The organism is Clostridiales bacterium, assembly GCA_015243575.1.
Taxonomy (GTDB): Bacteria; Bacillota; Clostridia; order Peptostreptococcales; family Anaerovoracaceae; genus Anoxybacterium; species Anoxybacterium hadale.
This window is the reverse complement of record CP042469.1, coordinates 2,822,152-2,836,235: the sequence shown is the minus strand read 5'-3', so window position 1 is coordinate 2,836,235 and position 14,084 is coordinate 2,822,152. Positions and strand designations below refer to the sequence as shown.

12 protein-coding genes are annotated in these 14,084 nt (G+C 46.9%); all 12 read left to right on the top strand.

Annotated elements, in window-relative coordinates; translation table 11 throughout:
• Positions 1-80 precede the first annotated feature (80 nt).
• Entirely contained in the window at positions 81-719 is a 639-nt protein-coding gene (locus tag FRZ06_12600; protein ID QOX64116.1) for a DUF4125 family protein, read from the top strand.
• A gap of 15 nt (positions 720-734) precedes the next feature.
• Positions 735-2,534 carry a DUF4037 domain-containing protein gene (locus tag FRZ06_12595; protein QOX64115.1) on the top strand — a complete coding sequence of 600 codons (1,800 nt, stop codon included), beginning with the start codon at positions 735-737 and terminating at the stop codon, positions 2,532-2,534.
• 286 nt (positions 2,535-2,820) lie between these two features.
• The gene (locus tag FRZ06_12590; GenBank protein QOX64114.1) at positions 2,821-4,266 is read left to right on the top strand and encodes a PAS domain-containing protein; all 1,446 of its coding nucleotides are present in this window, start codon (positions 2,821-2,823) and stop codon (positions 4,264-4,266) included.
• A gap of 327 nt (positions 4,267-4,593) precedes the next feature.
• Positions 4,594-5,247 carry a dimethylamine corrinoid protein 3 gene (locus FRZ06_12585; protein ID QOX64113.1) on the top strand — a complete coding sequence of 218 codons (654 nt, stop codon included), beginning with the start codon at positions 4,594-4,596 and terminating at the stop codon, positions 5,245-5,247.
• Positions 5,248-5,271: 24 nt separating this feature from the next.
• Positions 5,272-6,333 carry a [dimethylamine--corrinoid protein] Co-methyltransferase gene (locus FRZ06_12580; GenBank protein ID QOX64112.1) on the top strand — a complete coding sequence of 354 codons (1,062 nt, stop codon included), beginning with the start codon at positions 5,272-5,274 and terminating at the stop codon, positions 6,331-6,333.
• Between the two features lie 24 nt (positions 6,334-6,357).
• On the top strand, positions 6,358-6,675 hold the full coding sequence (locus FRZ06_12575; GenBank protein ID QOX64111.1) for a hypothetical protein: 318 nt from the start codon (positions 6,358-6,360) through the stop codon (positions 6,673-6,675).
• Between the two features lie 246 nt (positions 6,676-6,921).
• Complete coding sequence (locus FRZ06_12570) at positions 6,922-8,529, top strand: sodium:solute symporter family protein (protein ID QOX64110.1); 1,608 nt, start codon at positions 6,922-6,924, stop codon at positions 8,527-8,529.
• A 115-nt stretch (positions 8,530-8,644) separates the two neighbouring features.
• On the top strand, positions 8,645-10,165 hold the full coding sequence (locus tag FRZ06_12565) for a Trimethylamine methyltransferase MttB (GenBank protein QOX64109.1): 1,521 nt from the start codon (positions 8,645-8,647) through the stop codon (positions 10,163-10,165).
• 1 nt (position 10,166) lies between these two features.
• Positions 10,167-11,141, top strand: a complete 975-nt coding sequence (locus FRZ06_12560; GenBank protein QOX64108.1) for a hypothetical protein — start codon at positions 10,167-10,169, stop codon at positions 11,139-11,141.
• Positions 11,142-11,153: 12 nt separating this feature from the next.
• Complete coding sequence (locus FRZ06_12555) at positions 11,154-11,630, top strand: hypothetical protein (protein ID QOX64107.1); 477 nt, start codon at positions 11,154-11,156, stop codon at positions 11,628-11,630.
• Positions 11,620-12,759: an acyl-CoA dehydrogenase gene (locus tag FRZ06_12550; GenBank protein QOX64106.1), complete on the top strand. Its 1,140-nt coding sequence runs from the start codon at positions 11,620-11,622 to the stop codon at positions 12,757-12,759. Before FRZ06_12555 ends, FRZ06_12550 begins: the two co-directional genes overlap by 11 nt.
• 94 nt (positions 12,760-12,853) lie before the next feature.
• A complete protein-coding gene (locus FRZ06_12545) occupies positions 12,854-14,002 on the top strand; it encodes a 4-hydroxybutyrate dehydrogenase (GenBank protein QOX64105.1) in 1,149 nt (382 codons plus the stop codon).
• The last annotated feature ends 82 nt before the right edge of the window (positions 14,003-14,084 follow it).

The window sequence follows — 14,084 nt, the reverse complement described above, 5'->3', positions numbered from 1 at the left end:
ATCCGAAATAAAGCGAATAATGACTAAAATCAAAGCAGCGGAAGCACGGTAAAAGATATCGAGAAAAGGAGGTTCCTTTGATGTATGATACAATGAAACCTGAAAAACGGAACTTTATTATTGAGCGATTGCTAAGAGTTGAGTGGGATATGTTTCAGAGAGTCGGAAGCACCGATGGCAAGGTTCAATGCCAGGAGGACTGGCACACCTTCCACATTATGAGATACTCCTATTATAACGCCTGGAGCAACAGCATGATTCTAAGTTACGTTAGAGATCTGGAAGAAGCAATGAATGCGGAGCGGAATTTAATTACGGAGAAGTATGCTTATATGATGGAGTACACCGATCCGGAATATTTCAATACCAGACTACAGCCCTATCTGCCTGCGATCGATGAGGAAACAAGACGTCTTATCGATGAAATCGCAGCATATCTGGTAGGTTGTGATAAAGAATTTGCAGCAAGATACCCCAAGATTGGAAAAAAGGGCAGACCAATTGAAGCCGCAAGGGACAATTCGGCGGCAACTTCTGCCGAGACATATACCAAGGGAGAACTAAGAACCTATTCGAAGTACACCCTGAGACACTTCGTCGATTATATCCGGGGCTGCAAGGAGAGCGGAGCAAACTTTGCCTTTCTGGTTAAGGATAAAATGGTTAAAATGTATGGTTATGCATCCCTTGATGATGCAGAAGCAAAAATGGGAGAATAAAAGGCGGATTTCAAGATGAAATCGGAATATTTTTACAACAAGCTGGATGAGCTATTCCGTAGTGGAAGTATCCAAGAAGCGGAGAACTATATCATCAGAACCATGGAGCAGGTGCAGAAGGAGAATGATCTTCCGGCACTCATTTCCCTTGCAAACGAACTGGGCGGTGTTTTTCGCGTTACCGGACGGCTGGAGGAGGCACAGAAGGTTTATCATGTAGCACTGGAGACAATACGTCTTCTCAAGCTGGAGGGTACAGAACAGCATGGGACAACTCTGATGAATCTGGCCAGTGTTCATTCTGAAGGAAAGCAAGCCTCAAAGGCGTTGGACCTCTACGAGCAGGCAGCAGAGATTTTTACAAAAAAGGGTCTGGCGCAAGACTACCGGATGGCAGCTTTGTATAATAACCTGAGTCATGTATACGATTTGCTCGGGAAGGCGGATCAGGCGCTTCATTGTGCGGAAAAATCATTGGCCGCTGTTAAGACGCTTTCAGGGCAGGAGGTTGAGTTAGCAACGACCTATTCGACCCTCGCGGTGAGATACCTGAATTTGCAAGAAGAAGCTAAGGCTGAAGAGGCGTTGAAAGAAGCAGAGCGGATCTTTATCTCACTACCAGGGAAGTCGAACGTGCATTACGCAGCTACCTTGAATGCCTTTGGGGACTTGCGTTTTCGTCAGCAGCGGTATGCTGATGCGGTATCGTTCTTTGAAAAGGCACTGAACATTATAACCGAAAATTATGGTAAAAAAAGTTCTTATGCGGAGGTATCGCAGAAGAATTTAGAAAAAGCCAGGAATTTGCTGCTGCAAAAAAAAGCATCACCTGATGTTTCTGGATTGAGGGAGCAAAATCACAGCCTGAATATGCGCATGACAGGATTAGGGCTCTCGGAAGCCTATTTCGATGAGATCGGAAGGGCAATGATAAGAGAGCAATTTTTTCAGTACGAAAAATACATGGCTGTCGGCCTGGTGGGTGAAGGCTCCGAATGCTTTGGTTTTGATGATGAATTTTCTGAAAGCCACGATTTCGGTCCCGGGTTTTGTATTTGGCTGCCCGATGATATTTATAGAGCTGTGGGGGCAGAAATTCAGGAGGCTTACAACCGTTTACCGAAGACATATCGGAACCAATCCCGTGTGACCACTGCCGAGGGGGGCGGAAGATTAGGCGTCTTCAGTATCAATGATTACTATAAAAAATATATTGGTGCTGGAGATATTCCGAAGGATCCGGTGGAGTGGCTCTTTATGCCGGAAACCAGTCTGGCAACCGTCACCAACGGAAAGGTCTTCGTGGATCATTGGGGGGAGTTCAGCAGAATTCGCAGCGGACTTTTAAATTTCTATCCCCAGGATACTCTTTTGAAGAAGCTGGCTGCAAGAATTGCCATGATGTCACAAGCGGGGCAATATAATTATGAACGATGTATGAAACGGGGAGAAACGGCAGCGGCATATCTATCCTGCGGGGAATTTATCAAGAATACCATTTCAGCAGTATATCTGCTGAACGGAAGTTATATGCCGTTTTATAAATGGATGTTCCGCGGTATGGACAAACTGGAGCATCTGAAAGAAATTAAGCCTATGCTGGAACAGCTGGCTGCAATGCCGGATATTCCGCAGAATACAACCACAAAGGCGGATCTCATTGAATCGGTCTGCATGAAAGTGAGAGATGAGCTCAAGCGGCAGGGTTTGATCTTCGGTAACGACGCATTTCTCAACAATCATTGCCGGGATCTTATGAGCAGGATTGAAGATCCGCGGATCAAGGGCCTTCCTGTCATGTTTGACGGGAAATAATCGACAAAATTACTGAAAATTACAAATATTGCGACAAATGGACATTTCTTATTGCATCAAAAAATATTCAATGTTAAAATATTGACCAGAAAGGGTTTTCAGACAACGATGGGGTTATGCCTCATCGTTTTTTTTCTAATACGAGTGTGTCCGGCAAAGCTGATCACTTACAAGTCGGTGAAAGTCCGACCTGCGGAATCACCAAGGGCCCGAGCAGAAGGAAAAAATGGGACAGACCCTGACCGAAATGGACTAAGCTGACTCGAGAAAGAAAGAGAGGCGGAACATGGACGTATTAAAGCGCAAGGAACTCAAGCGGATGGTATCGGCTGGATATGACAGTGAGTTTTACAAGGTCATGGTTGAATATTTGGGAGAAGAAATCTTCGTTGCAGACGGATCAGGAAAGATTTTGTTTGTAAATCCGGCTTCGGTTAAGATGATCGGCTTGCCGGTGGATCAAATCGTTGGAAGAACTGCGGAGCAACTGGAGCAGGAGGGTTATTTTTCCGTCAGCAGCACTATGGAGGTAATTCGCCAAAAAAGAACGGTAAATCTGCTTCAGAAATTGAAGGACGGCAGAACTGTTCTTGCCACCAGCGTGCCAATCTTTGATAAAGAGCAGGATGAGATCGTGATGATCATCAGTACCTCAAAGGATGTAGATGCAGTAAACGAGCTGCTGCATACGGTAGAAAAACAGGCTGTTGAAATAGAAAAAACAAAAGCAGAAATCCATAACCTACGAGAATCCATGTTTGAGGCGGAGGGCTTTATATCAGGTGATCCCATCATGAATGAGCTGAAGGATACTCTGATTCGTGTGGCGCCCTTGGATGTCTCTGTACTGATACAGGGCGAAACAGGAGTGGGCAAGGAACTTGTAGCCAAGTCGCTTCACCGCTTCGGCAGCAGGATCAATGGACCATACATAAAGATTAATTGCGCTACTATACCGGAGCCGCTTATTGAATCGGAATTGTTCGGATATGATAAAGGAGCGTTTACTGGCGCTAGCACCAGCGGAAAAAAGGGCAAGGTAGAAATGGCACATATGGGCACCTTGTTTTTAGATGAAATCGGCGAACTTCCGCTTCAGCTTCAAGTGAAGCTTTTGGATTTTATTCAGGATGGAACCTTTACACGGGTGGGAGGCACCCAGCGCCTAAGTGTAAACACAAGGGTGATTGCTGCTACAAATCGAGATTTAAAGAAGATGTCTGAAGAAGGGAACTTTCGGAAGGATTTGTACTATCGGCTTAACGTAATACCTATTACGGTTCCTCCGCTCAGGGATAGAAGCGGAGACATTGGTGTTCTTGCTAAATATTTTTTATCCAGATGCAATTCACGGTATCGGTGCTATAAAAAATTAGAGGGAGGGCATCTGCCGATTTTGACCCAATATAGCTGGCCAGGAAATGTCAGAGAACTGGAAAATGTAATAGAGAGACTGTTTGTTATGACCGAAGAAAATGTAATCGGAAAGGATGCGATCATCAATGTACTTCGGGAAAATAGTCAAGTTTCTGGTAGCTTCACATACACTTCTTCTGCTTCTCTTGTTCCGGCGGAAAGTCTCCGCCCTCTAAAAGAGGCAAAGTGGGAGCTTGAAAAGCAACTGGTTAGCTCTGCATACCAGCAGTATCGTTCGACTTATAAGGTGGCAGAGGTTCTTTGTGTAGATCAATCCACCGTTGTCAAGCTGCTTCACAAACATAAATGCGTATGATCTTATATCACTAACAATGAAAAAATTCATCACAGCAATGATTTTTTTCATTGTTTTTTTATTGTTTTAGCTTGTGCATTGCGATGCTAACGAGCAGCTGATGAAGACTTGAATTGTTAAAAATACTACAATTTCAAGGAGTTTTTATAATATTCAAAAAACCGCGGTTGGTGGCACGGTTATTGCTATTGATTCTTTTGTACTCATTTATTTGGGGAAGCCTGCCAACGAATCAGCTTGTTTGGCAGACCTTGAATCCGATCTGTCTGGGCTGCCGGCGCTGCGACAGATCAGGATTCCGGATATTGTGTAGAAAGGAAGTTTGTAATGGATAAACAGGAAATTATCAAGATGGCATTTGATTCGATTCTCGAAGCCGATCAGGACATGGCTTTGAAGGCACTGGACCAGGGGGCCGAAATGGGCATGGATTCGCTGGAGCTGCTGAAAGATGGATTTACTGCAGGAATTACAGAGCTTGGAGAGCGGTTTGGAAGGGGAGAACTTTTTCTTCCTGAGCTGATTTTTGCGACAGAGGTCATGAAGGCGGTCACCGGCAGGATTGAAGAGGAGATGAAACAAAGCGGCAAACAAATGGAGAAAAAAGGAAGAATGATCATGGCCACCGTAGAAGGAGATGTACACGATATCGGCAAGGGGATCTGCTGCGCATTGCTAAAGACCTCAGGAATTGAAGTCTTTGATCTGGGCAGAGAGGTCAAGTCGGATACGATCATAGAGAAAGCTATGGAATACGAAGTCGACATCATTGGTACAGGAGCGCTCCTTACAACGACGATGATCTATCAGCAGGAATTGGAAGACAAACTAAAGGAAAGAGGACTAAAGGAGCGGTTTAAAACCATGGTTGGCGGTGCGCCAGTTACACAGCGGTGGGCTGATAGAATCGGTGCGGATGCTTATACGGAAGATGCTTCCGAATGTTGTGTCAGAGCGAAACAATTCTTAGACGGAAGGTAACAGCTGATAGAGGATGAGAGGAGTGTGAACCATTTGAAAGACAACTACTTCACCAGAATGGGAGACGGAGAAGGAATATGGATGTCGAAAACACAGATCACCGAAGAGGTTCTTGCAGGCATTGAGGATGCAGTAAACAAAGGAAAAGCTCAGCCCATGTCCGGTGGTGATGTCGATTACCTCATTGAAATTCTCACCATGCCAGAAAAGAATGTAAGCGTGGAGAGAGGTTGTGAAGGAATTACAACCTTTGATGCAGGTACGCTGAAGATGGCTGTGCGATCCGGACTTCCCATTGACAGTACCACAGCGCTCTTGATCCACGAGAGAGCTCTTTGCTCAGATACCATGGAACTATGCAATACGGACTACAGCTACAAGCAGCTGAAAAATATCGTCTACGAAGAAGCTATGGCCATGGAACGAGCGCAGATGAACTGTATTATGCCAATCTTTTACGGAGCCATGCCCAATATGGGGCTTTATACGAAACCAGACGGCCCAGTTGACAACTGGTCAGAACTCCTGCCCCAGGGCAAGGTCTTGGAGGCCATGGATGCTCAGGAGAAGGCAGCAGAGCTTTGCACCAATGACATGGTCTATATTGGGTCGGTTCTGGCAGAGTCGGGCGCTTGCGGGATTCAGTTTGATACAGCAGGAGCAAGCGGGGATGCAGACCTTCTGGCAGCTTTGCAGGCTTCAAAAATTCTATCGGAGAAATACCCGGATCTGAGCATTACCATGGGGATGGCAAATGAATTCACCCTTGGTATGCATGGAAAACTGAAATTTGAGGGTGAACGGCTCGCTGGTCAGTATCCAGCCAAGCAGGTGAAAACCGTAGCTGCGGCAGGTGTACATAGCTATGGCCCAGTGGTGAATACCAACAGCAGCAAATCCTTTGCATGGAATCTTGCTCGGTCACTCACACATGTTCAGGAGGCAACCAGAGTCGCCTCCATACCGGTCCTTCCCAATGTGGGTATGGGGGTTGGAGGAATTCCGCTGACCACTACCTCTCCCACAGACTGTTCAACCAGGGCATCAAAAGCCATGCTGGAAATCGGAAAAGCAGACGGATTGTAGATAGGCCACGGTGATACCTACGGCATGGCCATCATGCATGAAATGGCTGCGGGAATGGGCGGAATCCGAACTGCAGGTGACATGGTTGCCAGAATGGTCATGAAAGGTATGAAGATTCATGCCGCGAAGGAATATGTGGCAGGCAAGCTGGGCTGTTCAGTATTTGATCTTTCCGATAGTGCGAAGATGAAAGAGATCAGGGAATCTCTGGACATTGGCACTGTCGTACTGAGACCCCGGGCAAGCAGCGGCATGGCAGCAAAGATTAAGATTGCAGAACTGCTGGATATCAAAATACCAAGTGTGGAACTGTTTAAGAAAAAGATAGGGATATCTCTTTAACCTTACATTCAACCTGAAAACTTTATCTGTTATTGCCAAATAGAAGCAGCGCAGGCACATATTCGAGGGTTTCTGAGGCATGGGCCAGGCTGCTAGTTTTAGGAGGTAAGCTTTATGGGAGAAATTATTTTTTCGTTATTTGTAGGCGGCTGGATGATACTTACCGGAATTTTTATGAATTGGTGGCTCCTTCGGGAGGAAAAGAATACGCGTCAGAAAAAAACTGCGGAAGGGAGGAATTAAGAAATGACCATCTATATGATTGGCGTTTTGGTCAGCTTTGCGCTGTATCTGTTCCTTGGCTTTTACGCAGGAAAAAAGGTGAAAAACACCACTGACTATTACGTAGCAGGACGAAATGCACCGACGATCCTGATAGCGGGTACTCTGTTTGCTTCCATGCTTAGTACCAACGCATTTATGGGGGATACGGGCTGGTGCTATACGGGAAATATAACCTCCATTATCCTTCTCAATGCGCTCTGCGGCAGTGGATATGTTATTGGGGCTCTGTGGTTTGGCAGATATCTGAGAAGATCAGAATGCAAAACCATGCCTGAATTTTTTGGAACTAGATTTAATGATATGAAAAACAGGCGTCTTGCTGCAGTAATCCTCGTATGTTCGCTGACGGCATATCTGCTGGCATGCATGACCGGTACGGGGATTCTCCTTCAGGAGTTGACGGGATTATCAAGGACCGCTTGTATCATCATTGCTTGGGCGGCCTTTACCTCTTTTACGTTCTACTCCGGCTCAAAAGGTGCGATTCTAACAGAAACGGCAATGTTCATGATTTTTGTAGGGGCTTCCATCATTGCGGCACCTTACGTATTTAACGCTCAGGGAGGGATTGGAGAACTTCTAACCAACCTGATGAACAATCCCAATACCCCTGAGGGTCTTCTTGATTATCATGGAAGCCCTGCAGGGACCTATGGTGAAGGAACCACCATTTTTAGTGCGGTTATGTATGCCATTGCGTTTGGTATCGTTTGGCTGGTAACTGTGGGAATCAGCCCATGGCAGGCTGGCAGGGTGATGATGGCAAAGAATGAGCATGTAGCAATCCGTTCCTCCTCCATTGCCTGTATGCTGACCACCGTATTCTGCGGATTGACCTATCTGATGGCTATCGCAGTCATTAATATCAATCCAGGTATGGAGGATTCCCAGCGGGTTCTCATCTGGGCATCCTACAATGTAGTTCCTAAGTTTGTTGGGATGCTGGTATTAACCGGAATTATGGCGGCAGGGCTGTCCTCTGCTGTTACCTTCCTGTCGGTGGTGGGATTTAGTGTAACCTCTGATATAGTGAAAATAGATTTTAAGGACGACAAACAGAAGCTCTATTATAGCCGGGTTGTTATGATCATTGTCGGTATCATCGCATTGGTGCTTGCGCTGTTTAATGTTGGGGGAATCAGAGTCATTACCTGGTTTGCCAGCACTCTTATCGCAGCATCCTGGTGTGTATCCGGCTTTGGAAGCGTATGGAGCAAAACTCTTACAGCGAAAGGAGCCAGATGGTCCATGGCGGCAGGATTTATTGGGTTCCTGGCAGCCAAAAGCGCTGCAGTATTTGGCGGGGTTTCTCTCCAGAACTGGCTTGACCCCTTCTTTATCGGCCTATATGCCAGCGCAGTATTTGCCGTAATCGGAACGAAGACATCGGTTCTGACGCAGGAAGAAACCGCATACCGCGAAACGCTCCACATCCTTCCGGAAGCAGAAACGCTGGCAGTGGATTACAAGAGAGACCGGGCATACGGAAATGTGATGGTTGCAGTAGGGCTTTGCGTGACGCTTTTTCTTCTGTTCGGATGGGCACTTCCCTATAACGGAATCCTTTAACACTAGCGCCGGCGGGAGCAACGCTCCCGCCGGGACAACTCCGTTCACAATGTGAATTCGCGTGTGGCAGAGTTGCGGCAAATGAACCAAGTGAAACAGGCAGGAAGGAGAAGATATGATAACTCATAACAGAAGTGGGCAGAATGATCCGATAGCAAAATCCTGGAAGATTGGTTTTTCCGCAGACATTCTCAGCAGGGAACAGGTGGTGCTGATCCACGAAGCGACGTTAGACCTGCTGAAACATACCGGCATCAGAGTAGACCATATGGAGGCAGCGGATATCTACAGGGATTACGGTGCGGAGGTTTCTTATGGAGAACGCTATGCCATTGTTAAGTTCCCATCCTATCTTGTTGAGGATGCCATTCGATGGGCGGCAAGGCCGCTGATTTTCTACGGACGGACACCGGATAAGGATTTCGCAGCCTTTCAAAACCATGTGGGCTTTAGTACCTTCGGAGAATGCGTCAAGATTATCGATCCTAAAACGAGAGAGATTCGGGATTGCGTCAAGGAGGATCTGGCAGGAATTACAAAGGTTTGCGATTACATGGATGAAATTGCAGTTGTGGAAAGGGCATGCGGGTCGCTGGATTATCCCAGTGAGGTACAGCCGCTGCACAATCTGGAAGCGATGATGAAGAACACCTCTAAGGCAATCTTTATCGGTGCTGTCAATGGTGTCAACTGCAGAAAGATGATCGAGATGGCTTGCATTGCATCAGGGAGCAAGGATGCTTTTCGAAGACGACCTTTCCTGAATATCTTCGTCTGTCCCACAAGTCCGCTGAGGCTGGGAAAAGAGTGCGCAGCCCAGATTATTGAGGCAGCCAGAGGAGGCGCAGGAATTGCAATTATTCCCATGGCACTGGCGGGAGCGACCTCGGTGGTAACTCTCGCGGGGACTGTTATCAGCCACAATGCAGAGGTTCTGGCGGCGATCATGCTTGCGCAGATGGTACAGAAAGGTGCCAGATGCACGTACTGCTCCATGAGTACCATCATGGACTTGAAACACATGATCTCTGCTACCGGTTCTCCTGAACAGAGCATGATCAGTGCAGCCACAGTGAAGATGGCCCAGTTTTATCATCTGCCCAGTTGGATTGGCGCTGGATTATCTGACAGCATGCTGCCTGATGCTCAGGCAGGCTGCGAGTTTGGGATCAATGCACTGAACGGTGCGCTATCCGGTGCAAACATTGTCTACGGAGCTGGGTCCTTGGAGGCAGCTCTGACCATTGATTATGCGAAGCTGGTTCTGGACTGTGAAGGGATGAGTTATATACGAAAGATTCTTGGCGGCATTGAAGTGACAAAGGAAACCATGGCACTTGACATCATCCATAAGGCAGGACCCGGCGGTGAGTTTCTGTATCAGAAGCATACCTTCGACCATATGCGGTCACATTCTCAGGTGGAGGTGTTTACCAGAAGCACGAGATCTGCATGGACTGCAGCAGGTGCTAAAGATGCAGCTGACATGGCCTATGATAAAGCGGCTCGAATTCTGAACACCCATCAGGTAGCTCCGTTGATTCCCGGTGCGGAGGAAGCAATTGCTAAGCTGATTGCAGATTTTGAACGGGAACTGGGACTCAGAACATCTATCCAGGAAAGGGAAGAGGAATAGTATGAGTAAAATGGATTCTTATCAGGACCAGATTCTGGGTTTTTCAATGATTACAAAATCAGATGCAGAGATGATTCATGAGGCGACGTTAGACATCCTGGAGACCGTAGGCGTCAAGGTGCCGGGAAAAGAAGCCCATGAAATCTATACTTCGGCAGGCTGCCAATGCGATGGGGAAACCGGTATTGTCAAATTCCCAGGAAATCTGGTCATAGACTGTATTGAGGCCTGTCCTCCTCAGTTTGAACTGTATGCCCGTGACCCAAAACATAATGTCATCATGGGTGATGGCCGGCCCAAATATATGAACTTCGGCACAGGTGTTGAAGTAAAGGATATCAGGACAGGAGAACGAAGGTCCTCTACAAAACAGGATATTGCAGATTTGGCGCGCTTTATCAGTGGATTAGATGAGATTGATATCTTCCATGTTCCGGTAACAGCCTCTGATGTGACGCCGTTTCTAAAGGATCTCCACGAAGGAGAGGCAGCGCTGCTTAATACCACAAAGCATTTTATTCATCACAATAACTGCGGTAAAAATACGAGAAGATGGATCGAAATGGCGGCAGCTATGGTGGGCGGAAAAGAAACGCTCAGAGAAAAGCCCATCACAACCATGGTGCTTTGTCCTAACAGCCCTTTGGAAATAACCGAACATATCGGTGAAATAATAATAGAGTGTGCCAGAGCGGGTCTGCCCATCGACGTTCTCTCTATGGGGCTTTGCGGAGGAACCTCCCCGGTTACCATACCCGGAACGCTGGTTGTTACCAATGCTGAATTCATGGCGGGAATGGTGCTGGCACAGCTGGTCAATAAAGGAAACAAAATGATCTACGGCAGTTCAACCACCATCATGGATATGCAATGGGCGACCACGCCGGTGGGAGCTCCCGAGCATGCGATGGTTGGTGCTGCCGTAGCTGCAATGGGAAAATTCTACGGAATACCGGCAGATACTGGCGGTACTTAGGCTGACAGCAAATTGTGCGACGCGCAGATCGGTCATGAAAAGACGCTAACGGCAATGCTTCCCGCTTTATCGGGAGCCAGTCTGCTGTATGGCATGGGTATGATCGACAGCGGAATTGCAATGTGCTACGAGCAGCTGGTCATCGACAGTGAAATCGTGCATATGGTTCGCAGAATCTTGAAGGGTATGGCGGTCAATGAGGAAACTTTAGCCAAGGAAGTAATCAAGGCGGTAGGGCCCGTCGGGAATTTCCTGGGGCAAAAGCACACCAGGACCCATATGAGACAAGAGCTTTCAACCTCATCGCTCTTTGAGAGAAGAATGAACGACGTTTGGGTCAGAGATGGCTCCAAGGATTCGTATCAGCGCGCAAGAGAAAAGGCTCTTACGATTTATGAAAATCAAAAAAACGATCCAGTTCCTCCGGAAATCGCAGAAAAACTGAGAAGCATTGTGGAGGCTGCAGAGGAGGAGGAGAATGGACTTTAGTTTAACAAGAGAGCAGCAGATGATAAAAAAGATGATGCGTGAGTTTGCGGAAAAGGAGGTCGCTCCTATTGCTTCGTATATCGATGCAGAAGCGGAATTCCCTGCAGAAACAGTGGCGAAGCTTGGAAAACTAGGGGTTATGGGCATGCCCTTTCCTGTAGGGTATGGTGGTGCCGGAGCAGATTATATCTCGTATATCATGGCGGTGGAAGAGCTTTCTAAGGTGTGTGCGTCCCATGGTGTTATCGTGCAGACCCACAATGCCCTTTGCTGCTGGCCCATCTACACATACGGAACTGAGGAACAGAAACAAAAGTACCTGCCCGATCTGTTGGCAGGAAGAAAGCTTGGCGCCTTTGGGCTGACGGAACCCAATGCAGGTACCGATGCTGCCATGCAGCAGACAAAGGCAGAAGATAAGGGGGATCATTGGGTCCTGAACGGAACGAAGGTATTTATATCGGGAGGCGGCATCGCTGATGTCTATGTCATCATGGCTATGACGGATCGATCTAAGGGGACCAGGGGAATCAGCGCCTTTATTGTGGAGAAAGGAATGCCTGGATTTTCAAGAGGTAAAAAGGAAAACAAGATGGGAATCAGAGGCTCCATTGCAGCAGAGCTGGTTTTTGAAGACTGTCTTGTCCCCAAGGAGAATCTCCTTGGGGAGTTGGGCAAGGGGTTTAAGGTTGCAATGACCTCCCTTGACGTGGGAAGGCTGGGAATCGGAGCTCAGGCTCTGGGTATCGCACAGGGTGCCTTTGATCAGACGGTATCTTATATGAAGCAGAGAAGGCAGTTTGGAAAGACGTTGGACCAGTTCCAAGCACTGGCTTTTGAAATGGCTGAAATGAAGACTCGAATCGACAGCTCACGCCTGCTGCTTTACTATGCCTGTGACAGAAGGCAGAAAGATTTGCCCAGCACGGTTGAAGCAGCACAGGCAAAACTCGCCTGTTCGGAGACAGCAATGTATGTGACCACCAAAGCAGTACAGTTTCACGGCGGATATGGCTACATCAAAGATTATCCCGTTGAACGAATGATGAGAGATGCGAAGATCACAGAAATCTACGAAGGAACCTCGGAAGTAATGAAGATGGTCATATCAGGAGACGTTTTCAAATAGGAACGATATTTTGCAAGAACTAAGAGATCTGTTATATCTTATACGGGAAATCATTTCTCAGTGGGAATCGGAATGAACCATTCAATAAGCATCAATGAGAGAAAGGATACAGGATATGAGAGAAATATTAATCAAGCCTCAGTTTCACAAGTTCGGTGATTTTAAAGAATTTGCTCAGGAGTTTCAACTGGATTCACGGGATCTGGTTTTAACGAACGAGTCCCTTTACATACCCTTTATGAAAGACCTGGAGCTTCCCTGTAAATATGTATTTCAGGAGAAATTCGGATTGGGAGAACCCTCCGAAGAAATGATTACGAATCTCTTTTCGGACATTGACCCAAAGGACTATGACAGGGTGATTTCTGTGGGCGGCGGTGCAATTATGGATATAGGGAAACTCCTTTCCTTAAAGAGGACTGGAACCGTTCATGAGCTGTATTTCAAAACTGCCGAGGTGGTGCCTGAAAAGGAACATATTGCGCTGCCTACCACCTGCGGAACGGGGTCTGAAGTGACCAACATATCTGTGGCCATCGTCAGGGATGAAATGGGTAAGACGACAAAGCTGGGGTTGGTGTCTGATCTTTTAATCCCTACAGATGTTTGCTTGATTCCTGAATTCCTTAAGACTCTTCCTTATGAACCTTTTGCTTCATCGGCCATTGACGCCCTGATCCATGCGGTGGAATCCTACCTGTCTCCATCCCGAGCAACCATGACTTCAGAGCTTTTTGGCGTGAAGGCCATGGAATTAATACTTGAAGGGTTCAGAATGATTGGGGAGTCGGGGCCTGAAGCCAGATTCGAGTATCTGGATGAATTTCTTACTGCAGCCTGTTATGCAGGAATCGCTTTCCTGCAAGCCGGATGTGCAACGGTTCACGCCATGTCTTTTCCACTGGGCGGCACCTATCATGTCCCACACGGTGAGGCAAATTATGCTCTTTTTGGGAAGGTGCTTGAGAAATACAACACGATTCAGCCAGATGGAAAGCTTTTAAAATTGAAAAAGACCATTGCCAGGATACTGGGCGGATCGGAAGAGGATGCCATCAAAAACCTTGCAGATTTGGAGAATAAAATCCTGCCTTTGAGGCCCTTGCGGAAATACGGATTTACAGAGGAGGATATTGAACTCTTTGCTGATTCCGTACTAATGAATCAGCAGCGCCTGGTCATCAATTCCTATGTACCATTGACCAGAGAGCTCATTGTTGAAATTTATAGAGAAACCTACTAATCAGAACCTTGTTACTTTAAAAATAACATAATTTATGAAGATGGAGCTGGTTAAATCTCATGGAGATCTCTGCAGTAAAGCT